This is a genomic window from Nodosilinea sp. LEGE 07298 (assembly GCF_015207265.1).
Classification (GTDB): domain Bacteria; phylum Cyanobacteriota; class Cyanobacteriia; order Phormidesmidales; family Phormidesmidaceae; genus Nodosilinea.
Genome location: NZ_JADEXE010000073.1, coordinates 1 through 24,754, shown reverse-complemented (window position 1 = coordinate 24,754; position 24,754 = coordinate 1). Strand labels below are relative to the sequence as shown.

The following is a 24,754-nucleotide window of genomic DNA, read 5'->3' as shown; positions in this document are numbered from 1 at the left end:
CCAAAACCCCCACCCCCAAAAACCGACCCCTAAATGACCCTATGGACCTCGCGACTTTTCCCTGGTTGACTACCGTTACGCTGCTGCCGCTGGTGGCCTGCGTAGCGATTCCGTTTTTGCCCGACGACAACGGTAAGACGGTGCGGTGGTACGCCCTGTCGGTTGGCCTAATCGACTTTGTGTTGATTGTGGCTGCCTTTTACCTCAACTACGACTTTAGTCAGCCCGGTCTACAGCTGGTTGAGAGCTACACCTGGGTGCCCCAGCTCGACCTCAAGTGGTCGCTGGGGGTCGATGGTCTCTCGATGCCCCTGGTGCTGCTGACGGGCTTTATCACCACGCTGGCCGCCCTGGCCGCCTGGCCGGTGACGCTCAAGCCCAAGTTCTTTTACTTCTTGCTGCTGGCCATGTACACCGGCCAAATCGGCGTGTTTGCCGTGCAGGATATGCTGCTGTTCTTCCTGTTTTGGGAGCTGGAGCTGATCCCGGTTTACCTGCTGCTGTCGATTTGGGGCGGCAAGAAGCGGCTCTACGCCGCGACTAAGTTCATTCTCTATACGGCAGGTGGGTCGCTGTTTATTCTGGTCGCGGCGCTGGCCATGGCCTTCTACGGCGACACCATCACCTTTGACATGCAGCTGCTAGCCGAGAAGGTCTATCCGCTGCGGTTACAGCTGTTGCTCTACGGCGCTTTCTTGATTGCCTACGCGGTCAAGCTGCCGATTATTCCGCTGCATACCTGGCTACCCGATGCCCACGGCGAGGCGACGGCTCCGGTGCACATGCTGCTGGCGGGCATTCTGCTGAAGATGGGCGGTTACGCGCTCATTCGCATGAACCTGGGTATGTTGCCCGATGCCCATACCTACTTTGCGCCCATTCTGGTGATTTTGGGCTGTATCAATATCGTCTATGCGGCGCTGACCTCCTTTGCCCAGCGCAACCTGAAGCGCAAGATCGCCTACTCGTCAATTTCGCACATGGGCTTCGTGCTGATTGGGATTGCCTCATTTACCAACCTGGGTCTGAGCGGCGCGGTGCTGCAAATGATCTCCCACGGGTTAATTGGGGCCAGCCTATTTTTCTTGGTGGGGGCCACCTACGATCGCACCCACACCCTGATTTTGGACGAAATGGGCGGCGTGGGCAAAAAAATGCCCAAAATCTTCGCCATGTTCACGACCTGTTCGCTGGCATCGCTGGCGCTGCCGGGCATGAGCGGGTTTGTAGCCGAGCTGATGGTGTTCGTGGGCTTTGCCACCAGCGATGCCTATAGCTTCACCTTTAGGTTAATCACCGTCATCTTCATGGCGATCGGGGTGATTCTCACGCCGATCTACCTGCTGTCCATGCTGCGGGAGATCTTCTACGGCCCTGAAAACAAAGAACTGGTCGAGCATGAGGTGCTGGCTGATGCCGAACCCCGCGAGGTGTTCATCATCGCCTGCCTGCTAGTGCCGATCATTGGTTTTGGCTTCTACCCCAAGATGCTGACCCAAATTTACGACGCCACTACCCAGAAGCTTACGGCGCGCTTGAGTCAGGTATTTGTCAGCAGCGCTAGTACCGAAGCTGCCGTACCGCTGGCGGCGTTGCCGGTGCTTAAGGCTCCTCCAGTAAGTCAGTAGAGCCTCCGCTTCCATACTCTTTTCAATCATCTAACAACAAGCCCTCCCTCTGCATGCAAAGGGAGGGCTTGTTGTTAGGACCGAATGGGCGGACGTTAGATGTGGCTCAACTTGGCCGTGGAGGAGGCAAGCTGTGCATCTGTGGCCGAGGAAACTACTTGTCGGGGGGAAGCATAAGCATGGTGGGTTCAACGGTGACGCTGGTAGGCCCAGGTGCCAAGATTGTGACCGTAGATGGACCGCCTGTTGTCCCTGCAAAAGAGACAACGTTGCCAGTGTTAATGCCGGCCGACATACCTGCGTTGGTGAATTCTAGCGGGGTATTAGAGGCAAAGGCTTCGGTGTAGACGCCGCCGCTGTTGCTGATGGCAGAACTGAAGGTATAGGTATCGCTCAGCGCCGTAGACAGTGTTAGGCTGCTGACTGCGCCGTTGGGGGCGAGGGTAAAGCCAACTGAGGTGGAAATTTGTGAGGGTATTTCTTGCGCATGGATGGGGCTGGCAAAACTAGCGATCGCAAGGGTTGCAAATACACTCAAAACTTTGATTTGAGACATTGAAAAAGCTCCTTTTGAGCACGAATGAACAAGTCGGTAGCGCCGCAAAAATCGATACGACACTAGCAAATTAAATAGCTGGAAGCTGAAGCTAGTGGGTAGGCACTTGGGAATGCATTGAATCTTCAGGTGCTGACAGTTGTGCTTCCCCTGACTAATTTAAGGGCTGCAGAGAAGTTTTTTCGTGAAGGAACCAAAAAACATCGGTAAGTTCCGCAAAGATTATCTTTCTTCTATAAAGATATTGTGAACGGGTAAAATCTTGCGGATTTTGATTTTTTTGATCTGAAAGATTAAGCGACAAGTCAACTGAATTGCCCTTGAGGTAGCGGGAATTAATACTCGTAAAAACATTTATCTTAAATCCTGCTTGGTATCGCCAGGCAGGATTTTGTAAGGGTTTTAGCGGCAATGTTGGTGCTGTTATCGCTTTGCAATTAATAAAGGGTTTTGGCCCTTGTCGCGATCGCATAACTATGATTTTTCCTAAATGAAAAAGAGCTTGATTGCCTCGGAATTGGTTTCTAAGCCCGTTGGGGCTACCTCTGCCCCTCTGTTGTTAGCACTAGAGGCGGGAGTTTGGGTTGTGGGGCTGTCAACACCAGCTTGGGGCAATGTCGTTGCCCTGCCTGTGGAGGGGGAGGACTCACCTGTGCAAGAGCCACCCGATCAAGCGATGCCAGCGCCCGTACTTGAGGCAGCGGTAGTGCCAACTCCGGCCCCCATGCCCCCAGAACAGACCACCACGGTGATGTTTTCCCAAAGCGCATCTAGGGCTGCCGATGGGGGTGAGGGGCCGGGCTATAGGCAACCGCAATCATCGGTTGGCCAGGCGGACTCTGTGCAGGTCGGGGGTGAGGCCAGCCCTGAATACCCCTCAACTTATTCAGAATTGGATCCGGCGATCGCCCCAACCTGCCCTCTGGCAGACTGCGCTGAGGACTCGATCGCCAACCCCGAGATCCCTGGTCTGACTGGAGTTAGCACCCAAGCCAGCGATCTGGCCCAGCCCCAGCCAGAGATAACTGCACAGCCTCGGTTCTCGCGGTCGCAATCGATGGATGTCCGCGCCCCTGACGCGACCGTTGCCCCCACGGCGATCGCGCCGGGTGCCCTCAGTCCGGTGGTGACCAGCATCCCCGTCGACGGCGAGCTGATCGAGGCAGATCAGGCGGGCCGAGCGGCGGTTGGGGTGCAGCTGGGGGACGATCGCAGCACTAACCTCACCTTTTCGGGGCGAGCCGTCTTCGATCGCACGCTAGAGAGCAGCACCACGGCAGGCAACGTGACTGTTTTGCGCCAGTCGCAACGACTGCTGCGGGGGCAAAATGTGCTGCGCCAGCGGCAGCTTAGCATTACTCGCCAAGACCCAGTTACGGTGCTGGGGCAGCACATTCAGACGACCCTACTGGCCGACTGTCTAGATGGCAGCGGCGCGGTGTGCACCTTTACCCCTGGATTGGTGACCGATCGCGATCGCATTGACCCCGACACCCTACAGCCGACCCAAATTGACCAGACCAGTAACGTTGGTGATGTGGTCAGCCATGCCTCCCTGGCAGCCATTCAAACCCCTGGGTTTCAGGGCGGGGCCGAAGGGCAGGCTCTGGGGCTAGATCTGTACTTTCCCAACACCACCACCCTGGCGGGCAACGGTCGCGCTACAGGGGGCACAGCCCAACGGTACGAACAGTTCGATACCGTGCCTGCGATCGCCTACTCTGAAATATTTCAGACGGTGGTAGCCAACGCCGACCAGGCCGCCCTGGCTAGAACCATTCGCGGCCCTGCCGTCGTTTTAGATGCCGACCAGCCCGTCATCAACTTTGCCCTGGCAGCGATCGCCCTGCTGCTGCCCGAGGTGCAGCCCTTCGTACCCAGTAGCGATGCGCCCAGCAATCCCAACCTCAACCAGGGGCTCTTCTTTGCCGCCAACAACACCCGCATTCCAGCTAACAGCCTCACCCTGTACCAAGCGGGCGTGGGGTCTTCGGCGACGCCTTCTGCCTCAGAAACTGGCCAGAACGCCCCTTGGGCCAACTTCAACGCCGTCTGGCTAGGGCTGTCGCCAGTCACCGAGCGCAGTTATCAAGCCAGCCGCCGCTTCGCCAACGTCGGCTCGCCTAGAACCCTGTTCTCGGCTGGCGGTGAGGGCGGTGGTCTAAATGCGCCGCAAACGCTCTCGGTTGTCAACGGCGAAATTTTTGCCAGCAGCAGCCTGAGCAATGTCTATAGCCAAAACTATTTCACCCTGTTTGCCCAAGAGGCCGATCGCCTCGATCGCTTTGTGCAGACCGATCGCATTAGCTACCACCCCCACCTCAGCCTGACGGGCAACGTCACTGGCGAGTCGAGCATTTTTCGCTACTATGCGGGCACCCTGGCCGGCCCCACCCTACAAGCCTACGGCGGGGGCAATGTGCAGGGGCAAACCGCCGACGGCTTTGCCTACCAGGCCGGGCTAATTGGCTACATCAACCCCAGCTACGATCGCTACAGCAACCTCTCAGCTGGCGTTAGCCAACGGTTGCCCCTAGGCGATCGCCAAAAGCTTACCCTGGGCACCGGCTTTAACTGGGCGCTCGACCAAAACACTACTCTGCAAGACATCGAGCAGCAGAGCCAGGGCAGTGACGTAACCCTCCAGGCCCGGCTGGATCTGGGCGACTTTACCCTGGGTGCCACCCAGGTGGTTGGCGACCTGCTGCCCAACTCCCAGGCTAGCCGCACCGTACTCGACGCGGTTGTTAACCTTGGTCCAGACCTGACGCTAGCTGGGTTTTGGGCTCCCTTTGACAACGCCGCCAGCGCTCCTCAGTACGGTCTGGCGGCCGATGTTGCTCTGCGCATGGGTACCCTTAGCCCGCACCTGGTTGTGTCCTGGCAAAACACCCTCTACCGCTACGGCGCAGATCTGTTGGGCAATGCCCTATCTACCCGCAGCAACACGGTTGAGGTGCTGCTAAAGCTCGACTGGTAATGGTGTTTTACCATCGCCCTGGGCGGTTGACTGGTGAGTTAGCTTTGAATAGGTCGCCTATGCCCCTAAGAGGCCAGTGTACCTATTGGCAAGGTGGCCTCCAGCCCTGGTGTTGGCCTGAAGGGGCGATCTATCCTGACTATAGGGAAATTTTTAAGTAGATCTGAGGTATCAGCCATTACGCTGGTTTGCTCAGTAATTTGAATTTAGGGCACTGCTAGGTTTTGCGCTCACGAGAAGAGGACGTCATGGTGAAAATGGCCGGTACAGGATTCGCATCGAGGTCAGTGTTGTTAGGCGCGCTGCTGGCGCTAGCGCCAGTCACCCTATCTGTCAGTTCGTTTCCCTTCCTGGAGCCCGCTTCAGCCTTAGCCCAGTCCACGGTCGACGAGGCTACCACTATTCGAGTTTACGAACAGGCCAGCCCGGCGGTGGTGGCTATTAACACTCGCACTGGCGGCGGCAGCGGCACCATTGTCGATGCCAGCGGTCTAATTCTCACCAACGCCCACGTGGTGGGCCGCGATCGCGTCGTCACCGTGCGCCTGTCCGATGGCCGCAGTTTTGAGGGCGATGTTGTGGGCTACGGTCAAAATCGCCTCGATTTGGCGGCAGTGCGGCTGCGGGGTAACCCCATCGGCCTGCCCACCGTGCCCATTGCGCCGCTTAACTCGGTGCGGGTGGGTCAGAGCGCCTTTGCGATTGGCAGCCCCTTTGGCCTCCAGGGCACGCTAACGGTAGGTATCATCAGCCGTATTGACCCTGAACGCAACGTGATTCAAACCGATGCCGCTATTAACCCCGGCAATTCGGGGGGGCCACTGCTCAACAGCAGCGGCCAGCTGGTTGGGGTCAATACCTCGATTTTTACCACCGGCAATAGCGGCGGCAGCGTGGGCATTGGCTTTGCCATTCCAACGGACGCGGTGCAAACGTTCTTAGCCTCGGTGCGATCGGGCACGGCCACGGCCTCGGCTCCCACCAGCCGCATCAACCGCGAGCCCGCCCCGATCGCACTGGGCGCGATGGTGCAGGGTCAACTCGATGACACCAGCAACGTGTTGCCCGACGGCAGCTTTTATAACCCCTACCGTTTTGAGGGGCAGGCGGGGCAAACCGTCACCATCGACATGAGCAGCCAGGATGTAGACTCCTACCTGATTCTGCTAGCTCCCGATCGCGAAGACTTTTCCATTCAGGACGATGACAGCGGCGGCAGCCTCAACGCCCGCATCTCCACGCAGCTGCCCTACACCGGGTCGTACCTAATTTTGGCCAACACGGTTTCCCAGGGCGAGGCGGGCGGCTACCAGCTGCGCCTGAGCCAGGGTGGCGCTAGTGGACAGACCTCAGGGCAGACTCAAGCTCGGCCCAGCGGCGTGGGCCTGCGGCAGCAGGGAGTGCTAGGGCCGAGCGATCGCACCCTGCAAGATGGCTCCTACTACCAAGAATTTACCTTCCGGGGCCGAGCCGGACAGAACGTGCTGATTCGTCTCGAAAGCCCCGACTTTGACACCTACCTGATTTTGGTAGACGACGCCCGCAACCGCGTGGGTGAAAACGACGACGCTAACCCCGACACCACTAACTCGCAGCTTGCCGTCCAGCTGCCCCGCGATGGTACCTACAGCGTGCTGGTCAACAGCTATCAGCAGGGCGAGCGCGGGCGCTACTTGCTAACGGTAGAGTAAAGGACTCCGGCGGGAGGTTGGCATCGCTTTGCTCCGGGCGTAGTACGAGTTCTTTAGATTCGGCTGGAAAGGGTCATGCTGTCGCGATAGCATAGGGGTAAGACGTGAATTTTTGTAACACCCTTGGCCTCTGCCCTACAGCCCCTTATTGATCCAGCGTTGCCCTGTGGCTGGCACGCCCTCCGCCCCCGCTGGCAGGCCGGGCAGCCCACCGTGCAAAAAGGGCTACCCCACGACCAACTCGCCCCCGCCTGGCAAATCCTGCTGCTGGGAGACGGCTCACCGACGCGCCACCTGCAACTGCTCACGCGCGATCGCACCGAAGTCGACGTGATCGACATGTCGCCTGTGGGCCTAGATCTCGACGGTGCCCCTGACATTATTCGAGTGGTGCCTGGCCCTCGGCTGCGCCGTCAGGTGTGGCTGCGCACTGCCTCAGGCCAGCGCCTCGCCTACGCCGCCTCGTGGTGGGAGGCCAGCCATGTCGATGAATACCTACAAAACAAATCGCTGCCCATTTGGGCCAGCCTGGGCCGCCTACGCACCGAACTCTACCGCGACATTCAGGGCCTCTACTATGGCGATTCTGAAGCCCTAGAAGCCGCATTTGGCCAGGCCGGGCCGTTTTGGGGCCGCCACTACCTGTTCTGGCACCGAGGCAAACCTCTGACGCTAATTTACGAAGTCTTTTCGCCCTACCTAACCCGCTACCTGGGGCCGATGCAGAGTGGGCCGATGGCGGGGAGTAGGTGAGTGAATTGGGTAGGTGAGAGGGATAAGACGTAGGGTGCATTCGCGTCAGCAATGCACCGCCAGGGGAATTCCCTAGGCCCAATCTTCGCCATTCCCGGGCGAGGGTGGTAAATAGTCCGGCATGCCCGGTTCCGAAAACGCGTCCTGGTAGGTGCGGGTGGGCTCGACCCAGACCTGCGTGCGCAGGGGTCCGTAGCGCTGGCGCAGCAGGGCGTCAATCTGCTCGCCGATCGCCTCGGCCGACTCGACAAATTCAGGGTGCAGCACCAGGTGAATTTCGATCCAGACCTGGCGGCCCACCATACCCCGCGATCGAATTCGGGTGCAGCGGGTGACGCCTTCGACCTGGGTAGCAAGGTGGGAAATGGCCTCGGGGGCGATCGCGGTTGGGCGCAGCAGCATCGGCAGTTGTTCATTCAGCGCTCGCCACAGGCTGCGGGCCACCAGGGGCAGCAGCACCAGGGCAAAGGCCGGGTCGAGCCAACGCTGGTTTTGCCAAATGGCCAGCAGCACCCCCACCATCACAATACTCAGCCAGGCGTCAGCTAAAAAGTGTTTGGTATTCAGCTTTAGGGCCTGGCTGCTGAGGCCGCGAGCCTGATAGCTGGCGTAGATACCCAGAGCCACATTGAGAATGACCATGGCCGCTGTAAATCGCAGTACCCGAGGGTCAATCGCCACCGGAAACGGGTTCTCGGCCCCGGTTAGAGCGCTAAATAGCTGCCCTAGGGCAATGAACAGCAGGCTGACCCCGGTAAAGCCCAAAAAAGCGCACAGCACCAGGGTGCCCGCTACCTCGGCTCGCCCGTGGCCCCACACCTCGCGCCCCATTTGGCGTTGCGGCGACGTGACGGCAACCAGGCTGAGTACTGTGCTAAAGCCGTCTACCAGAGTGTGCAACGACTCAGCCAGCAGGGTCAGCGACTGGTTGGCCCATCCCCCAATGGCCTGCACGGCCAGCAGCAGCAGGGTCGCCCACAGGGTCGTCAGCAGCAGGCGATAGCTAATGCGGCGTTGATACTCGCCCTCGTTCATGGGCAGTTAGGGTTCCACTGGGCTCAAGGTCTGGGCTCAATGGTACTGCACGGGGTGATTCTACAAGCAGTCATATAGCGCTGGCCAGTTCGCTTAAGACCTTGGCAATCGTTAACAGCAAAAATTGGGGCGGCGAACTGGCTATAGCAAACGCAGTTGCTGGGCGGTTTCTTCGAGGGCGAGGCTCTCGATGCCGTCAAGCGACAAATCAATATCGTCTAGGGGCAGCTCAACGTCGGTGTCGTCGGCCATTAGGGCAGCGGCGGCGGCCAGCATGCCCTCGGCAATATCGCCCAAGTCATTGCGGTTGGTCAGGTAGGCGCTCAGGGCTGTTAGGGGGTCAAGGGTGCTGTCGGTGCCTAGCTCGGGCAGTCGGCTGCGGCTGGTTTGGGCCTTTAGCTCGGGCTGTAGGCTGTAGGTGTGGGCGGCGGCCAGGGCGGTTTCTAGGCTGCTCTGGTCGATGCGATCGACCTGGTCGGATCGCAGGGTGTAGAGGCAGCGCACGACGGCATCGGCAATGTCGGCCTTGGCGATGGCCTTTTCTAGCCGAGCCTGGGGAATTTCAGCCTTGGTTAGATCAACCTCGATCGTTTTGAAGGGTCGCACCGGTAGGGGGCAAAATTCGGCCTGGGCCTGCCCTTTAGCCACCTGCACCAGCAGGTAGCCCTTGGCCTCAGTCTCCTCGCTAAAATCGACCCGCTCGATGCTGCCGGGGTAAATCATCAGAGGATGCTCGCAGAGCACCTGGTAACGGTGAACGTGGCCCAAGGCGACATAGTCAAAGCAGGGGCGGGCCAGCATGGCCATTGGGATGGTAAAGCCTCGCCCGGTGGCCAAAAACCGTTCGGCCCCGTAGCTAGCGGTGTCAACCATGGCGTGGGCCAAAAGAATGGCGGGAATCTCGGGGTCAAGGCGGCGAATTTCGCCCTCTAGGGCCACCCGCAGGCGCTCCAGCAGCAACTCATTCACCTGGGTCATCGACAGGCCCTCGGTTTCGGGCCGGGTGAGCAGGGTTGATTTGGTCAGCCAAGGCAGAGTGACCACCTGCACCGGGCCGCTGCGGGTGTCGATGCGGTGAGTTTCGAGGCGATCGCCCACTACGACATCCGGCACGCCCAACGTTCTATAGATGGATAAACTGGCACCCCCCAGCCCCTGGGCATGCTGGTCGTGGTTGCCCACCAGCAGCACGACCGGAATGCCCGCTGCCGACAGCCGACAGAACTGGCTAGCCAACGCCTGCTGCACCAGGGGTGGTGGCGTGGCGTCAGGAAAGGCGTCGCCGCCAAACAGAACCAGATCGACTGACTCGGCCAGGGCGCGATCGATGCAGCGGGTGAGGGCGGCAACGAAGTCTTCCAGGCGGGTGTTGAGGCCGGTTTCGGGGTTGAGGCGACCGTGGACAAACCCGCTGCCCATGTGGATGTCGGACAGATGGAGAAGGGAGATCATGGGGCCATGATAGCGGCTAGAAAGGGTTTAGGGTTCAGGGTATAAGGTTTAGGGTTCAGGGTTCAGGGTATAAGGTCTAGGGATGGCCTTATACCCTTTCCACAGCCCTTAAACCTTGAACCCTATACCCTGAACCCTCTATCCTCTATCCACCCAAAATAAACAGGCCCAGCATGGTGGCGCTGTTCCAGGCGCTGTGTAGCACCATCGGGGAGAGCAGGTTGCGCGATCGCGTATACACAAACCCCAGAATTGCCCCCAGTACGGTCAGCGGCAGCACCTCCGACAAACTTAGGTGGGCGGCGGCAAAAATAAAGGCGCTCAGGGCGATCGCCCAGCCCGCCGACAGGTAGCGGGTCAGCGAGGGCAGCAAAAAGCCGCGAAATAGAGCTTCTTCGAACAGGGGAGCCGCGATCGCCGCCGTCACAAAGAACACCAGTAGGGCGACCCCATCCTGCTCTTCCAGCACCGTTTGCAGCAGTGGGTTGCTGCCCCCCTGCCCCTGCCAAATTTTTTGGTTGATCAGAGCGACGCCAAACATCAGCGGTAGGGCCACAAAGTAGCCGCCCAGACCCCACAGCAACCCCGACCTGGAAGCTTTGATGCGAAACATATCTTTGGGGATGGGTTTGTAGGCGCGAATGGACCACCACAGCACGCCCAAAGACCCCGCCGCCATCAGCAGGTAGTATACCAGCGAAAAAATGGCCTTGCCCCGGCTGCTGAGCGCGGCCCCACCTAGGCCCAATCCTCCGAGCACCAGGGGCAGCAAAATTTGCCCCACAAAGAAAAACCCGGCAATTAACACCTGCCAAATGGTTTCCGCCGTCCAGGGCACCTCCCAACCGCGCCCGGCGTTGTGTTGCAGTACCGACTGGCTGCCTCGCAGCACCCGCTGAGCGAGCAGCCAAATCAGGAGCCCGATGCCAATAACAGCCCCTAGGGCAGGCACCGTGCTCAGCAGAACCAGCTTGACTAATTTGCTCTCAGCGGTCGCCTGCTCCTGGGCCTGAAGCTGAGCGATACGGTCAGGGCCACCATCTGTCTGAGCCTGAATCTCATAGACCTTTTCGAGGGCGCGGTACTCAAACCAGCCGTCTAGAGACTCTTGCAGCCACACGTCATCCCCAGGGGCGGTCTGCTGATCTTGCCACAGCCGAATTAGGGTGTCGGCGGTGCGCATAGCTGGGGCCGTTGCGGCTTCACTGTCGCGCACCTGCACCCAGCGATCGATTGCGGCCTCTGGTTTCCCCTGGTAGGCCTCCATCAACCCCAGGCGAATATCGAGCCGATTGATCAGTAATTCTTGCTGGTTGAGGGCGTTTTGTAGCCGTCGAGACAGGGGCTTGCCCGCATTGGCTTCGTCGGCGAGGGAATTGTTGGCTGGCGCATTAGCTTCGTCGTGGAGCGATCGCCGCTCGGCCATACCTTCAGCGGCCTGCTGACGTACCTCTTCGTACTGTTTTTGGGCGGTAGCAACAGGGTCTTTGCCCAGTAGCCCCTCGCGCAGCATAGGCCACTGGTCGGTAGGCAACCCTTCGCCCTGCCAAGCGCTGCCCTCCAGCAGCAGGTCGGTTTGGTAGAGCTGTAGTCGGCTGGCCACCTGGGGCTCTTTCCAGCTGCTCAGCAATGATTGCACCACTACCAGCCCCACCAGGGCCGTCAGAATAATTAAAACCAGGCGTTTGATAGACAGCCAGGGCCGGGTCGAGTCGGGTTCAGAGGTCATGGGAAGGCAATTAAAGGTCAGCAGCGAAAAACACTACCTTCACATTATTCCACTGGGTTTACCGAAGGGTGAACTGTCAGTGGCAGCCTTCGCGCTCAGGCCTGTGCCAGTTTAGGTAATGCGTACTTAGCCACGGCTAGCCAGATCAGCAGCAACCCAGCCATGATCAGCGCCGCCCACCGCACCGCCGGAATGTCACTCTGACGCACCGCGATCGCCACAAACGCCCACACAAACACCAGCGTAAACGCCACATCGCGGCGGGTATAAATCACCGCTGCACCGATTGCCGTGGCCACCACGATCATCGCCACCGTCCAGGTCACCGACGAAATCCCCCAGCCATCCCAGGCCGAGACGTAGAGCGCCGAGGCAACGTTGACAATAGTCGCTACCGAAATCCAGCCCAGGTAGAGGCTAAAAGGAATGTGAGCCATCCAGCGCCGCCGCCGAGACACGCGATCGCGGCCAATATCCAACGTTGTATAAATGCCGATTAGCGCCAGCAGCAGCGCCCCCATAGCCAAAATTGACCAGCCAAACTGCTGTAGGGTAAACAGCAAAATCCAGATGGTCTGCACAATACAGGCAAAAATCAGCAGCCAGTTGACCCGCTGAATGAAAGGTTCTCGCCGCCGCTCGCGGTGAAACTGATAAAACGCATAGGCAAACAGACCCAGGTAGATAATGCCCCAGATCGCAAAGGCGTAGCTGGCGGGCGTAATCAGTACCTCGCTCAACAGCGTGTTTGAGATTTCGCCCACACTCTGTCCGCCGGGGGGAAAGCGGTTGAAGAGGGTGTTGAAGACTACGGCAGCCACAACGGCGATCGCGGTGGCGATCGCAAGGCCAGTGCCAGTAGAGCGATTTTGAGGAGTATCCATAGGGCTGCGGTAGGTAGCGTAGCCCTATCCTCCCCCGAGCGAGGCTTTAGCGCTACTACCCCCAGTCAGAGTCTAACCACAGTAAGAAAAGGTAGAGGCGATACTGAACACAGGTATAAATCAAAAAATCAACGCCTCTCGCAGAGGCAAACCGCCGTTTACCCCTACTCGTCTTCAAGCAGGTCGTCGGCCTCATCATCGGGTTCTTCAACGACCACGGGCGCACCGTTGATGGAGAGCTTTTCGCGCACCTGGGCTTCGACCTTGGTGGCAAAGGCGGCATCTTCGATCAGGCGCTGCACGGTGTTGTCGCGGCCCTGGCCAATGTTGTCGCCCTCGTAGCTGTACCAGGCCCCCTTCCGGGTAATGACCTCAGTTTGCTCAGCCAGATCGACCAGGCAACCCATGGTCGAGATACCTTGGCCAAAGAGAATATCGAACTCGGCAATCCGAAAGGGCGGGGCTACTTTATTTTTGGCCACCTTGACCTTGGCCCGAATACCGTACTCTTCGGTGCCCTTTTTGAGGGTTTGAATGCGGCGAATATCGAGCCGCACCGAGGCGTAGAACTTGAGGGCATTACCGCCGGTAGTGACCTCCGGGTTGCCGTAGGAAATACCGATTTTTTGCCGCAGCTGGTTTAAGAAAATAACTGTACAGTGCGACTTGCCAATGCTGCCGGTGATTTTTCGCAGGGCCTGGCTCATGAGGCGGGCCTGAAGGCCCACATGGGTATCGCCCATTTCGCCCTCGATTTCAGCGCGGGGCACCAGGGCCGCCACCGAGTCGACCACCACCACATCAACCGCCGCCGATCGCACCAGCTGATCGACCACCTCCAGGCCCATTTCGCCCGTATCGGGCTGCGATACTAGCAGTTCGTCGATATTGACCCCTAGGGCCTTGGCATAGACCGGGTCAAGGGCGTGTTCGGCATCCACAAAGGCCGCTACACCGCCCGCCTTCTGCACCTCGGCCAGCGCGTGGAGGGCGACGGTGGTTTTACCCGAGCTTTCAGGGCCGTAAATTTCGATCACGCGCCCCTTGGGCAGGCCGCCACCAAGAGCCAGATCGAGCGTCAGCGCTCCGGTGGGAATTGTTTCAACCGTCATCCGGCTGGCTTCACCCAGGCGCATGATCGCGCCTTTGCCAAAGTTGCGCTCAATCTGGCTGAGCACCATGGTGAGAGCTTTCTGTTTTTCGGTGACGTCGTTGTTTTTAGATGCCATAGCTGCCTGGGGATAAAACGAAATTGCGATCGTGAGCGAATTGGTAGCGAATTGGTAATGGGGCGAGCGAATGCAGAGGATAAGGTTGGCCTAGGGCCGTGGCCCAAACGATGCCCCTAGTAAACCCCACTTCAGCTCAGAAGTGTAGTCGTCCTTAAGCCAAAATTTTGAGCCGAGAGCTGAGTACGAACTTTATGAGCCGACCATTGTCTTTGTCTGATTAGTATAGTACACTTGAACCAAATTAAATAGTCTTAAGTGAGAAAGCATCCCAATATCTGGGGTGCGACCCCTGTAGTTCAGCCTATTAGCTGAATAAGAGGGTTGAGGAAGACTGGCTAACGAAATCAAGCACGGGTTGAGTCACAGGTTAAAGGGGCCAATACCGATGGATACAGGTCGGTTAATTCATGTTTCGGTATTTCCCGGCTGGGTAGCTGGGGTCACATACCACCAGGGGTTGGGCTATCGCTGCTGGGTGATCAATCCCGAGCTGGCTGTGCTCAACGATGGCGACGTCTACTCCAGTAGCGAAGCGGCGATCACTGCCGGGCGTCTGTTTATTCACCACTCAACTGGGGCTGAGCCAGACCGGGGCAGTAGGGGATAATTGGCAGAGTTCATTTACCCTACCCTGCCAGGGTTACTCCAATGGAATACGTTCTCGCCCAGGTGGGGATAGCCGTTTTTGCCATGTCTGGCGTGCTGTCTGCGACCCGTCAGCGCCTCGATATCTTTAGCATTGTGGTGGTGGGGCTGCTGACTGCCGTTGGCGGCGGCACCCTGCGGGACGTGATTCTAGACGTGCCCGTGTTTTGGCTTGTGGATCTGACGACCTTTTGGGTGGCGATGGCGGCCTCGTTCACCACGTTTATCGGCATTCGCTTCATTCTTAAGCTGCCGCCGCGCCTGCTGTCATATTTAGATGCGATGGGGGTAGCCCTGTTTTCAATACAGGCCATCGACCAAACCCTGGCCTTGGGCTACCCAGCCGCTGTAGCGGTGCTTATGGGCCTAATGACCAGTATCGCCGGGGGCATTGTCCGCGATGTGGTGACCAATCGGCCCACGCTGCTGCTGTCTCGCGAGTTCTACGCCACGCCAATTTTGCTGGGCGGCATACTCTACGTGCTGTTGATTCAGCTGCTACCCTATCCTGTCATTCGTTTAATGGCCATGGGAGCAATCTTTGCCATGCGGGCGATCGCGATTCGCTGGCAGCTGTGTTTGCCCCTGCGACTGACCCTCAAAATCGATTTCGGCGAGGAAAATCATTAGGCTCTAATGCTAGCCTTTTGCAGAACTTCAGCACTGCCCTCAAGAGATGGCAATTGGCCAGACTTAGCTTCTGTAAATATTGTTAATTCATAACTATTGCGATCGCCTAACCCGCTACAGGCCTGTATGTTTGAAGCATCGTCATATGGGCTTGGGTGCACAGCGGTTCATGAATAAGAAGCGACTGACTTGCGTTTTCTCAACGTTGATCTTGGCTCCCGTAACGCTATTGCCAAGTAGCTCAGCGATCGGCCAGGAGGCTGGGGTCAAAATCATCAATCAAACTCAAAAAACACTGGTTGGATTGTACGCAGTACCCTCCGAGCAGGCTAATTTTGGTTCCAATCGGCTAGGAGGAGAGGCATTGGAGCCCAGGGGGTCACTGCTATTTCAGCCATCGACAGGCAACTGCGACTACGACTTTTTAAGCGTGTTTAGCGATGGCGAATCTGTAGCTGATTACAACGTCAACGTCTGCACTATCGACGGTGGTACCTATACCCTGTTTGCTCCAGAAAACGAGGGCGGCAAACTCGTGGTGTTTAATGGCACCACGAGTGACCTTCAAGAAATTCTCATTGAGGGCGCTAGTGTGAATCAGCCAGCTCCTTCCATCCAGCAAAGCCCAGCGGAGCTAGAGGGACAAGAACCTGCTTCTTCAATAGAGCAAAATTCTGGCGATGGAAATGTGCAGGCTGCTCTGTGTGAACAATTTAGCTCGTCGGCTGTACGCGAGGTCTGCTACGAAGCCCTGTACGAAATGATGCAAATCGACAGCGACGTTGACCTTGAATCGTCAGGCGATGGCAGCCTGAGCGAAGGCAGGAGCACCCGCGTTGAATCGTCGAGAGACTGTACCGCTGACGTTTGTGACGAGCGATTTCTCAGGGAAGTGGGCCTGCTAGGTAGCTATGCCATTCGGCCTCAAACCGAAGCCTGGATTTTGACAGATACCGCTGATTTAAGCTGTGCAACTATTCAGAGGTATGACGTAACCGCCACCTTTGCCAATGGCCAGCAGGAGAAGAAGCAAGGTGTCAATTTATGTAGCCAGGACAAGATTGTGTTTGGTCAGCCCCAGCAGGGCGCGTCGCGCACCATTACCGTTGCCAATGCCACTGGCCAAAGCACCACAGACAAAAATTTAGTGCTTCAAGAAATCTACATCACTCCGACTCAAAGCCCCTCCTGGGGCTACAACCTACTGGAGTCTCGCGCCATTGCCCCCGGCGACGCTAACCAGGTTACCTTTGTAGACACCACTGACCATTGCATCCACGATGTTCGTGCCGTGTTTGTTAACTCAAACCGAGTGGATCATTTAGAACCGGTTCTGTGGCTTGGCATCAATGTCTGTGATCTCGACAATAGTAGGCTGGTGTATGGCCTTGAGGAGCAGGCTAGTAGCAGCGTTGACCAACCGGCGATCGCAGCCTTCCCTGACATCTCACGTACTGTCAAGCAGCTGTCGCGGAGCAAGTCAGAGGTGTGTCTATCGTCGGCGAATAGCAGGGTGTGTCAGCCTGCGCGCCGACGCAGTGCTCCTCCTCAGCGGCCCTGGTGGCGAGCCTGGCTACGGCCAAACTGATGCTATTTTTCGGTAGCTGAGAGTAGGGGCTCTGGAACGCTTAGCAATTCACTGATCAATGATTTTTCGTGAATGCTGAGGGTGTAGAGGTCGAGCCGATTGAGGGGCGGAGCAGAGGTAGACTGGCTTAGGGTAGCGGGCTCCGTCATGTCTTCGGTATTACCACATTCGCGAGCGCTGAACTGCTGCCTTGACTGCAGCAGGTCGAGCCGTTTGGCCTTCTCTTTTGCTCCAGTGGCTAGATAGTCATCAATGGCAAAATCAATTAGAAAAATAATAGCGATATAGCATCTCGGCTTGCCAAGGTCTAAGGCTAAATCTTCCTTCAGCCTTTTTTTATGATCGGCAGGCAGGCTACCAATAAATCTATCAATTAGATACGTTCGTTCTTGGTAAGGAAACGTTTCTAAGAGCTGAGTGAGTTCGACAAACTCTGGGCTCAAACTGAGTCTATCTGAAACCTTTGCAATGGCGCGGCTCAGCAGTCTTTCCTCATCCTCAGACAACCGAAGATCCATTTCTGAGGCGCTGAGATCATGCATCCGCCGAGGACGCTGTAGAGCCAGCTCTAGAAGGTTTTTGGCATCCTCTGGTCGGTAGGTGGCTAGGGTGATCGACTCTTCCCAATGGGCTTTTTGAAAATAAGTGAGTGCCTGTTTGAGGTGAGTTTGAGTTTTTAGAATAGATCGCTTTTGCTCTGCTGTTAGAGTACCGATAGATGGGCTGGGACTGATGCTTTGAAAGTCTATTTTAGCCAGTTCTAGTAACCCGTAGTGAGTCTGCTGATCGATAACAACATCGACCACCTCTATCGGGTTGCCGGCATCGTCAAAGCCCAGGTTAAACTGAGAGGCAAGCTCCAGAAAAAATTTGGCTTCGCGAACTGTTTGATTGTCTATTGGGGTTGCCCAACCACTTTCCTTGAGAGTATTGAGCAGCACCAATCGAGCCATTCCTAACGCGGAAGCTGGATCGGACAGGGCTAGACCTTGTTCGTAGTAGGTAGCGGCCTCGTCTAAGCGCCCCATTTTTTCGGCAACCTGGCCTAGAGCAGAGTAGGCTTCTTTTTTGTTGGGGGCAAAGTCTAAGACTTTTTGAAAGGTTTGAAAAGCGGAGATATTGTCGCCGCGATCGCGCTCTCCCTGGCCCCAAACGTAATATAAATTGCCGAGTCGGTATAGGTTTGAGTAACCCAAGAATGACAAAGTCATCAAACTGGCCGACAGCAAACAGGTTGCTTCGGCGTGGTGATGGCTAGGAATATTGACACTTCGCAGGGCGTTTTGTACCACCCGCTGCCCTTTTTCAGTAAAGGCTCCGCCAGCGACAAAAGCTAAGCCTGCTCCTTGAATAAAACTGCTGAATAACCCCAACACATCAAAGCCTTGAATTGAAAAGGCTTTGGCGGTGCTGGTTGCAAAGCTGGTGGCGGTGACCAAAAAGACCACAGTCAGGCCATTCCAAACCCAGTCAAAGCGGTCTTGGTTGTGCTGTTTGACGGCTTTAGGGGTAGGGGCTAGAAACCACCACCAGGCCAGGGGATTTGGGTTGACACTCTGACGAGCGTTCTCTAAATCGCCGTAAGCTGCAATCAGGTCTGTCTTGCTTTTAAGTCGCTGGTCCAGCTTGATCAGCCGAGCATAAACTCCTGCAATCAAAGGGGTAACGGCAGATTTTTCACTATCTTGGCGGACCCTTTCCACCGCATCCCTTGCTAGCAGGGCATCGATTACCAGCCGATGCGTTACTTCGGTTTTCGCATCGTCAACAGTTATGCCTTCAAGGCCAGTGATAGCAGCCTCGTAGGCGTCAATTAACAGGTCTAGCGACGGCAGAGGGCGAGGCTGAGGAGAGTCCATTGCGGGTAAGCTACTTTCACCCTAAAAGAGTATCTTATTGAGTCAAATAGCGAAGTTGAGCTTTTTACAGAGCTAGAGAATGTTGGGCGATCGCAGCCCCGCCAAAAATGCCTTGATACTCTGCTCGCAGCGCTGGGTTTTGCCGGTGGTCAAAAAGTCGAGAGTAGCCCCTTGAAACAGGTGAAACAGCGATCGCGCCACTGCTTCATCCATCAGCGCCGTCAGCGACTCAATCTACTGCTGAGTCTCGCGCTCCAGAAACTGCTGAGTTTCGCGATCGCCCTGTGTGGCTCGCAGGTTGAGATCCATCGTCAGCTTTAGCTCAACCCACGAAAACCCTGATTTTTAGTTTTGATGCGGCAATAGGGGCGATCATCGCGATCGCCCTCCGGAAATCTTCTGCACCTGCAGAGTTGTACCTGCTTGATCACAGAGCCGCACTACTGCCCATCTACTTCGTAGCTACACTGAGAAGCACAACCCCTACCGCCCTAGGCCATGCAAAACACCGCTCTGGCACCCCTGGTCGAACACATTACCCAGCAGCTTGGCACCCTCTCAGAAGCGGAGCTGCGCACCATCCAAGACTTTGTCGATTACCTGATCTGGAAGCACCACGGCGAGGCTGTGCCGCCCCTAGCCAAGCGATCCGCCGAAGCACGCGCGATCGATCGCATCCCCGACCTCGACGACCCTACCCAGTGGGTGACAGTAATCGACGAGGGCGAAGAGGTAGATGTCGAGCATTTACACCAGCGGTTAAGAGATCGTGGCTTTCAAATCGAGATACCTGATTAAGACCCATCGACTGGTCGAAGCAGAAGATTTACCCGAGTTGACAAGTGAACTGAGGGAAATTTTCAGCGACCTACGTGAGTCGGTTTTGATTCTTGACCCCTATCAATGTCTTGGTCTACCCAACCATACTCTCAAGGGCCAGTTGAGCAATTACCGAGCAATCGAAATCGACTGGAATGGAATAGCCTATCGCCTGGTTTATCGCATTTACGACGCTCCGGCTCCCAGGCGAGTACTGGTGCTGAGCTTTGCCGAGCATGACCCGGCTTACGAAAGAGCGATCGCGCGTAAATAAATGATTGCGCTGATGAGTGTGGTTCTTTCTTACTACCGGCAAAACCTGGGTTAGGGTCTTGGTCTATAACCTCATCCTGAATCTCCCCAGGCATTGGGGTTAGACCGACCGATCTGTGAGCCATAATGGGGCCAGATTTGGCAAATTGTCATCAATGGCTGACCTTCCTCACCGCACCAATTCCCTGTCCTGGCAGATTCGTCAGGGGTGGCAAAACCTGGGGGAATGGTTTGAGTACCAGTTCTCTCGGGTCGATGTGAATGCGCCCGCGCTACCCCGCTGGCCCTGGCTAGAGCCCCTGGCCCGAGGATTGTTTTGGGTTGCGATCGCAGCCCTAGCCCTGTGGATTGGCTGGCTGGTCTACCAGGGCATTAGCGCCTACCTGAATCAGCGCCAGCCTAGAGGAACCGGGGCAATGCAAAAAACCGCCCCCTCAGAAGCTGCCCTCAAGCAGGCGGCCTACTGGTGGCGTGAGGCCCAGCGGCTGGCCCAGCAGGGTGACTACGCCGCTGCCTGCAAAGCGCTCTATATGGCGGGGCTGGCCCGGCTCAATGACAGCGAAACCGTACTCTACCGCCCTAGCCGCACCGATGGCGAATATTTAGACTGTATAGCCATCAACCCTAGCCGCCCCTACGAGCTGCTGATTCGCACCCACGAGCGCCTTACCTACGGCGACACCCAGGCGACCGAAGAAACCTATCAGCGCTGCCGCCGTGCCTACCAGGAGATCGCCCAATCGTGACGCGATCGCTGCCCTTCAACCGCCGTACTCTACTCTTAGGACTGCTCGGGTTAGCTCTGCTGCTGGGGCTAATAGTTGTGGGTGGACCCACCACCAGCCCGCTCGAAAGCGGCTCGACCTGGCATCGCGGCCCAGCGGGCTACAGTGCCTGGTACGAATCGTTGGAGCAGCAAGACATTCCGGTGCAGCGGTGGCAGCGCCCGGTGGAAGACTTGCTCGAACAGCTCGGCGGGGCAGAAGACGCGACCGTCACCCTGATGCAAAACCCTTCGACTGGCCCAGAAACCTTGGTGGCCGTGCTGCCTGGGTTTGTCGACGAGTCGGAGCTGCCCGCACTATTGCCCTGGCTGCCAGATTGGGTTGAAGCGGGTCACCAACTGGTGATACTGGGCGTCAAAGCTCCAGTGACGGCGGCCCCTTTTTCGCAAACCCTATCTAGTCAGGCTGGCCCCGTACAGATCGATACCCGCCGCCGCTACCCTACCAGCTCAAGGTTAGACGTCGCGCTCGAAGACGACTACGGCGCAGTGGTTTGGCAGCAGGCGATCGCCTCTGGGCCGGTGACGATCGCCGCAACGCCTCACCTGGGGGCCAATGCCTATCTCAATCAGCCCGGCAACTTTGCCCTGCTGACGGCGCTAGTGGCGGGGTCAGGCCAGCGGGTGTGGATTGATGAGTACCTGCACGGCTACCGAGATCAGGAGGCGATCGCGACAGAAGTGGGTAGCGATAGCTGGCTCAACTACCTGGCCCGCACGCCCCTGGTCATTCTCGCGGCCCAAATTTTGGTGGTCACCCTGATTGCGCTACTGGCCTTTAACCGCAGGCTGGGGCAGCGGCGATCGCTGCAAACCCCTACGGTGGATAACAGTCGGGCCTACATTCAGGCACTGGCCGGGGTGCTGCATAAGGCCGACAGCCACGACTTTGTGGTGCAAACCGTCAGCCAGGCCGAACGCGTGCAGCTGCAAAAGAAACTGGGATTGGGCGATCTGTCGCTGCCTTTAGAGCAGCTACAACTGGCTTGGAATGAGCAACCTGGCCGACCTGACGTTGATCTGGCCGCGATGCTGAATCCTGCCATTCCCAAGAACGAAAGCCAGCTACGCGACTGGCTCAAGCGGGTACAATCCCTTCATTACCCCGGAAATGCCACCGGAGACACCACAGGAGACACCAGCGGGTATGACTGAGCGCCAGAATGATCAACAGAGCGAGCGACAGAGAGACCTACAGGCGGCGATCGCGCGGATCAGCAAAGCCCTCAGCGGCGTGGTGGTGGGGCAAGAACCCCTAGTGCAGGAGCTGTTGGTTGCTCTACTAGCCGGGGGGCACGTCATTCTTGAAGGAGTGCCTGGTACCGGCAAAACTCTGACGGTGCGCGCCCTGTCGCGGCTGATTCAGGCCGATTTTGGCCGCATTCAGCTGACACCCGACATTTTGCCTTCCGATATTTCGGGCACCAATGTTTTTGACCTCACCAGTCGCACCTTTGCTCTCAAAAAAGGCCCGGTGTTTACCGAAGTGCTGCTGGCCGACGAGATCAATCGCACCCCACCCAAAACCCAGTCGGCCCTGCTCGAAGCCATGGAAGAGCAGCAGGTCACCCTCGACGGGACCAGCCATCCCCTGCCCGATCTCTTTTGGGTGGTAGCGACGCAAAACCCGCTGGAATTTGAGGGCACTTACCCTTTACCCGAGGCCCAGCTCGATCGCTTCCTGTTTAAGCTCGTAGTGGGCTACCCAGCCCCAGCGGCAGAAAAGCAGATGTTGCTCAATGCCCAAGCCGGATTTGAGGCCAAACGGCTAGATGTTGGCCAGCTTAAGCCGATCGCTACCGCCAACCACATTCTCGCTGCCCGCAAGGCAGTCAAGGCCATACCTGTGCAGGAACCTATTCTCGACTATCTGCTGGCTTTGGCCCACAAAACCCGTCAGCACCCCGATTTAGACCTCGGTACTTCGCCGCGCTCTACTGTGCAGTGGCTGGCCGCCAGCAAAGCCCACGCCTGGATTCACGGGCAGGAGTTTGTCACCCCCGACAACGTGAAGGCTGTGGCCATGCCCTTGCTGCGCCACCGGTTGATTTTGGGGGCTGAGGCGCAGATGGATGGGTTGACCTGCGATCGCGTCATTCAGGGCGTGCTCGACAGCGTCGCGGTGCCGCGCTAATGGCGATTATTCCCACCAGACGCACCTATGGGCTGCTGCTAGGGGGCGGGATCATCGCTACCCTGCTCACCAACTTTTTCGGCTCGCCCAACCGTCTCTCCGTTGCGCTGCTAGCCCTGCTGTTGTTTGATGGTGCAGTGCTCGCCGTCATGGTCTGGGATGGCTGGCGGGTCAAGTCTCGCCGGGCCACAATTCAGCGGGATCCGCTACATCGACTCTCCATAGGGCGCGATAACCCCATTTCGCTGCATGGAGAATCCTCCTCTCCCGTTCGCCTGCGCCTCTACGACAATTACCCTACTGAGTTCGACGGCAGCCCCATGCCGCTGGAGATTACCCTGAATGGACAGGAACCCGAGACCATTGTCTTTACGGTCAACCCCAAGCAGCGGGGCGAATATGCCTGGGGCGATCTGCAAATTCAGCAGCGCAGCCCTCTCGGCCTGGCTTGGGCTGACTGGACAGTGCCCGCCGCCGAAACCGTCGATGTCTACCCCGATCTGATCGGCCTCAACCAGCTCTCGGTCAAGCTGGCGCTGCAAGCCACCGGCACCCTAAAACAAAAGCGGCGCATGGGCGTGGGCACCGAGTTTGCCGAACTGCGCGAGTACGGTACTGGCGATGACCTTCGATTTGTCGACTGGAAGGCCACCGCCCGCCTTAGCCAGCCGCTGGTGCGGGTGCTGGAGCCAGAGCGCGAGCAAACCCTATTAATTCTTTTAGATCGCGGTCGGCTGATGACCGCCCAGGTGCAGGGGCTGACCCGCTTCGACTGGGGTATGAATGCGGCCCTGTCGCTAGCGTTGGCGGGGGTGAGTAGGGGCGATCGCGTCGGCCTGGGCGTGTTCGATCGCACCCTGCACACCTGGATTCCTCCCAAGGGCGGGCGGGCCAACTTTCAGCAGATGATCGAACGCCTCACCCCGATTCAGCCGGTGCTCGAAGAATCGGACTACCTGGCCGCTGCTACCCACGCCGCCCAGCAGCAGCACCGCCGCTCGCTGGTGGTCATCATCACCGACATTGTCGATGAAACCGCCAGCGCCGAACTGCTCTCGGCCCTGGCTCGGCTGCGCCCCCGCCACCTGCCCTTCTGCATTACTCTGCGCGATCCGGCCATTGATTACCAGGCACTCCATCCCACCGCCCAGGTCGATGCCGCCTACCAGCGGGCGGTGGCGCTAGATTTGCTCAGCCAGCGCGAGGCTGCTTTCGCCCGCCTCAAAAAACGCGGCGTGCTGGTACTCGATGCCCCCGCCCACCAGATTTCAGAGCCTCTGGTCGAGAGCTACCTCCGCATCAAGAGCCAGGGCAGGCTATAAAACTTAGATAAGTCTCAGGCAATTGAAAACTCACCGGCCCATAGATATATATCGAAGAACCAATGCAAATAAAAGACCTGACTATCGACGAGTTTAAAGTTCTCATGCGAGAAATCGTTGAGGATGCATTACAAGACCTCTTGCTTGACCCTGATCAAGGCAGACCGCTCAAAGACCCTATTCGTCAGCAGTTGCTGTCTATGCAGGCGCGGCGCACTCAAGAGAAGCAAGCAATTCCCTCAGCCCAGGTGATGGATGAACTGGGCTTAAGCTAAGCATGAGTACCCCTGTTAAGGTGAACGTTTGTTCTCCTTTTGCTTGAGGAGCCGAGCGGTGGCAACATGGGGATGCTTCGGATTAAACGGCTCCTTTTTAGCAGGTTTTTTGGGACCTCTGGGAGAGGACGAAAAGCGTTTGAGGTCGACCTGAGCGGCCCAAGCTTTCAGAGACTCGGCAAAGGCGGCGACCGGCATCTGAGCAAAGGGGAGCCAAATCGGGGGCGGCAGGGCAATCATCATGCCTCGGAAGGTGCCCTGGACGTCTTCAACGAGATAGAAGTCGGATAAGCCCGACTCAATTTTGCCCACCCCATGGACGGCCTTCAGGGCAGCTTTGACCGTAGACAAGATATTGAAGGCTACCACCGCGATGCAGAAGACAAATAAAGCGGCTCTGGGATAGCCCAGGGTATTGAGTTCGCAGGAGAAGACATCGGTAATCACCTGAAACATCCCTTCAACAGTCCACCGAGAGCGGTACA

The 24,754-nt window shown here is 57.5% G+C and carries 23 protein-coding genes and 1 pseudogene; 14 read left to right on the top strand and 10 right to left on the bottom strand.

Annotated elements, in window-relative coordinates:
- Window positions 1–41: 41 nt before the first annotated feature.
- Window positions 42–1,628: an NAD(P)H-quinone oxidoreductase subunit 4 gene (locus tag IQ273_RS12270; protein WP_194023456.1), complete on the top strand. Its 1,587-nt coding sequence runs from the start codon at window positions 42–44 to the stop codon at window positions 1,626–1,628.
- Window positions 1,629–1,782: 154 nt separating this feature from the next.
- On the opposite strand, the gene IQ273_RS12265 is transcribed toward IQ273_RS12270, so the two are convergent.
- Both IQ273_RS12265 and IQ273_RS12260 read right to left on the bottom strand, forming a co-directional pair.
- Complete coding sequence (locus IQ273_RS12265) at window positions 1,783–2,184, bottom strand: hypothetical protein (RefSeq protein ID WP_194023455.1); 402 nt, start codon at window positions 2,182–2,184, stop codon at window positions 1,783–1,785.
- 154 nt (window positions 2,185–2,338) lie between these two features.
- On the bottom strand, window positions 2,339–2,656 hold the full coding sequence (locus tag IQ273_RS12260; protein WP_194023454.1) for a hypothetical protein: 318 nt from the start codon (window positions 2,654–2,656) through the stop codon (window positions 2,339–2,341).
- A 180-nt stretch (window positions 2,657–2,836) separates the two neighbouring features.
- Here IQ273_RS12260 and IQ273_RS12255 point away from each other — a divergent pair, with 180 nt between their 5' ends.
- The 3 genes from IQ273_RS12255 to IQ273_RS12245 all read left to right on the top strand — a co-directional run bounded on the left by IQ273_RS12255 (window position 2,837) and on the right by IQ273_RS12245 (window position 7,608).
- Complete coding sequence (locus IQ273_RS12255) at window positions 2,837–5,164, top strand: hypothetical protein (RefSeq protein WP_194023453.1); 2,328 nt, start codon at window positions 2,837–2,839, stop codon at window positions 5,162–5,164.
- Window positions 5,165–5,412: 248 nt separating this feature from the next.
- Entirely contained in the window at window positions 5,413–6,855 is a 1,443-nt protein-coding gene (locus IQ273_RS12250; RefSeq protein WP_194023452.1) for a S1C family serine protease, read from the top strand.
- A 123-nt stretch (window positions 6,856–6,978) separates the two neighbouring features.
- A complete protein-coding gene (locus tag IQ273_RS12245; RefSeq protein ID WP_194023451.1) occupies window positions 6,979–7,608 on the top strand; it encodes a chorismate lyase in 630 nt (209 codons plus the stop codon).
- Between the two features lie 72 nt (window positions 7,609–7,680).
- Here the strand turns inward: IQ273_RS12245 and IQ273_RS12240 are convergent, their stop codons facing one another.
- From IQ273_RS12240 to recA, 5 genes are all read right to left on the bottom strand, one after another.
- Window positions 7,681–8,643, bottom strand: a complete 963-nt coding sequence (locus tag IQ273_RS12240; protein WP_194023450.1) for a cation diffusion facilitator family transporter — start codon at window positions 8,641–8,643, stop codon at window positions 7,681–7,683.
- A gap of 141 nt (window positions 8,644–8,784) precedes the next feature.
- Window positions 8,785–10,095 (bottom strand): exonuclease subunit SbcD, encoded by a 1,311-nt coding sequence (sbcD, locus tag IQ273_RS12235; RefSeq protein ID WP_194023449.1) that lies wholly within the window; start codon window positions 10,093–10,095, stop codon window positions 8,785–8,787.
- Window positions 10,096–10,240: 145 nt separating this feature from the next.
- Window positions 10,241–11,824, bottom strand: a complete 1,584-nt coding sequence (locus IQ273_RS12230) for a CPBP family intramembrane glutamic endopeptidase (RefSeq protein ID WP_194023448.1) — start codon at window positions 11,822–11,824, stop codon at window positions 10,241–10,243.
- A gap of 95 nt (window positions 11,825–11,919) precedes the next feature.
- The gene (locus IQ273_RS12225) at window positions 11,920–12,708 is read right to left on the bottom strand and encodes a tryptophan-rich sensory protein (RefSeq protein ID WP_228052887.1); all 789 of its coding nucleotides are present in this window, start codon (window positions 12,706–12,708) and stop codon (window positions 11,920–11,922) included.
- A gap of 164 nt (window positions 12,709–12,872) precedes the next feature.
- The gene (recA, locus tag IQ273_RS12220; RefSeq protein ID WP_194023447.1) at window positions 12,873–13,937 is read right to left on the bottom strand and encodes a recombinase RecA; all 1,065 of its coding nucleotides are present in this window, start codon (window positions 13,935–13,937) and stop codon (window positions 12,873–12,875) included.
- A gap of 388 nt (window positions 13,938–14,325) precedes the next feature.
- On the opposite strand from recA, the gene IQ273_RS12215 reads away from it, so the two are divergent.
- The 3 genes from IQ273_RS12215 (at window position 14,326) to IQ273_RS12205 (ending at window position 16,803) form a co-directional block, all read left to right on the top strand.
- Window positions 14,326–14,547: a hypothetical protein gene (locus tag IQ273_RS12215; protein ID WP_194023446.1), complete on the top strand. Its 222-nt coding sequence runs from the start codon at window positions 14,326–14,328 to the stop codon at window positions 14,545–14,547.
- A 41-nt stretch (window positions 14,548–14,588) separates the two neighbouring features.
- The gene (locus tag IQ273_RS12210; RefSeq protein ID WP_194023445.1) at window positions 14,589–15,215 is read left to right on the top strand and encodes a trimeric intracellular cation channel family protein; all 627 of its coding nucleotides are present in this window, start codon (window positions 14,589–14,591) and stop codon (window positions 15,213–15,215) included.
- A 169-nt stretch (window positions 15,216–15,384) separates the two neighbouring features.
- A complete protein-coding gene (locus IQ273_RS12205; RefSeq protein ID WP_194023444.1) occupies window positions 15,385–16,803 on the top strand; it encodes a hypothetical protein in 1,419 nt (472 codons plus the stop codon).
- Between the two features lie 2 nt (window positions 16,804–16,805).
- Here the strand turns inward: IQ273_RS12205 and IQ273_RS12200 are convergent, their stop codons facing one another.
- Both IQ273_RS12200 and IQ273_RS12195 read right to left on the bottom strand, forming a co-directional pair.
- Window positions 16,806–18,662 (bottom strand): tetratricopeptide repeat protein, encoded by a 1,857-nt coding sequence (locus IQ273_RS12200; RefSeq protein ID WP_194023443.1) that lies wholly within the window; start codon window positions 18,660–18,662, stop codon window positions 16,806–16,808.
- Between the two features lie 72 nt (window positions 18,663–18,734).
- Window positions 18,735–18,875: a hypothetical protein gene (locus IQ273_RS12195; RefSeq protein WP_194023442.1), complete on the bottom strand. Its 141-nt coding sequence runs from the start codon at window positions 18,873–18,875 to the stop codon at window positions 18,735–18,737.
- A gap of 285 nt (window positions 18,876–19,160) precedes the next feature.
- Between IQ273_RS12195 and IQ273_RS12190 the strand changes: the two genes are divergently transcribed.
- The 7 genes from IQ273_RS12190 (at window position 19,161) to IQ273_RS12160 (ending at window position 24,269) form a co-directional block, all read left to right on the top strand.
- Complete coding sequence (locus tag IQ273_RS12190; RefSeq protein WP_194023441.1) at window positions 19,161–19,460, top strand: hypothetical protein; 300 nt, start codon at window positions 19,161–19,163, stop codon at window positions 19,458–19,460.
- Window positions 19,432–19,755: a hypothetical protein gene (locus IQ273_RS12185; RefSeq protein WP_194023440.1), complete on the top strand. Its 324-nt coding sequence runs from the start codon at window positions 19,432–19,434 to the stop codon at window positions 19,753–19,755. The genes IQ273_RS12190 and IQ273_RS12185 overlap by 29 nt, the downstream gene beginning before the upstream one ends.
- A gap of 154 nt (window positions 19,756–19,909) precedes the next feature.
- Window positions 19,910–20,500, top strand: coding sequence for a DUF4129 domain-containing protein (locus IQ273_RS12180; protein ID WP_194023439.1), 591 nt, complete (start codon window positions 19,910–19,912; stop codon window positions 20,498–20,500).
- Window positions 20,497–21,693: a DUF4350 domain-containing protein gene (locus IQ273_RS12175; protein ID WP_194023438.1), complete on the top strand. Its 1,197-nt coding sequence runs from the start codon at window positions 20,497–20,499 to the stop codon at window positions 21,691–21,693. The genes IQ273_RS12180 and IQ273_RS12175 overlap by 4 nt, the downstream gene beginning before the upstream one ends.
- Complete coding sequence (locus tag IQ273_RS12170) at window positions 21,686–22,672, top strand: MoxR family ATPase (RefSeq protein ID WP_194023437.1); 987 nt, start codon at window positions 21,686–21,688, stop codon at window positions 22,670–22,672. Before IQ273_RS12175 ends, IQ273_RS12170 begins: the two co-directional genes overlap by 8 nt.
- Window positions 22,673–22,677: 5 nt before the next feature.
- Window positions 22,678–23,994: a DUF58 domain-containing protein gene (locus IQ273_RS12165; RefSeq protein WP_194023457.1), complete on the top strand. Its 1,317-nt coding sequence runs from the start codon at window positions 22,678–22,680 to the stop codon at window positions 23,992–23,994.
- Window positions 23,995–24,056: 62 nt separating this feature from the next.
- Window positions 24,057–24,269, top strand: coding sequence for a hypothetical protein (locus IQ273_RS12160; RefSeq protein ID WP_194023436.1), 213 nt, complete (start codon window positions 24,057–24,059; stop codon window positions 24,267–24,269).
- A 15-nt stretch (window positions 24,270–24,284) separates the two neighbouring features.
- Here IQ273_RS12160 and IQ273_RS12155 read toward each other — a convergent pair.
- A pseudogene (locus tag IQ273_RS12155) lies at window positions 24,285–24,754 on the bottom strand (IS4/IS5 family transposase); the annotation flags it as partial.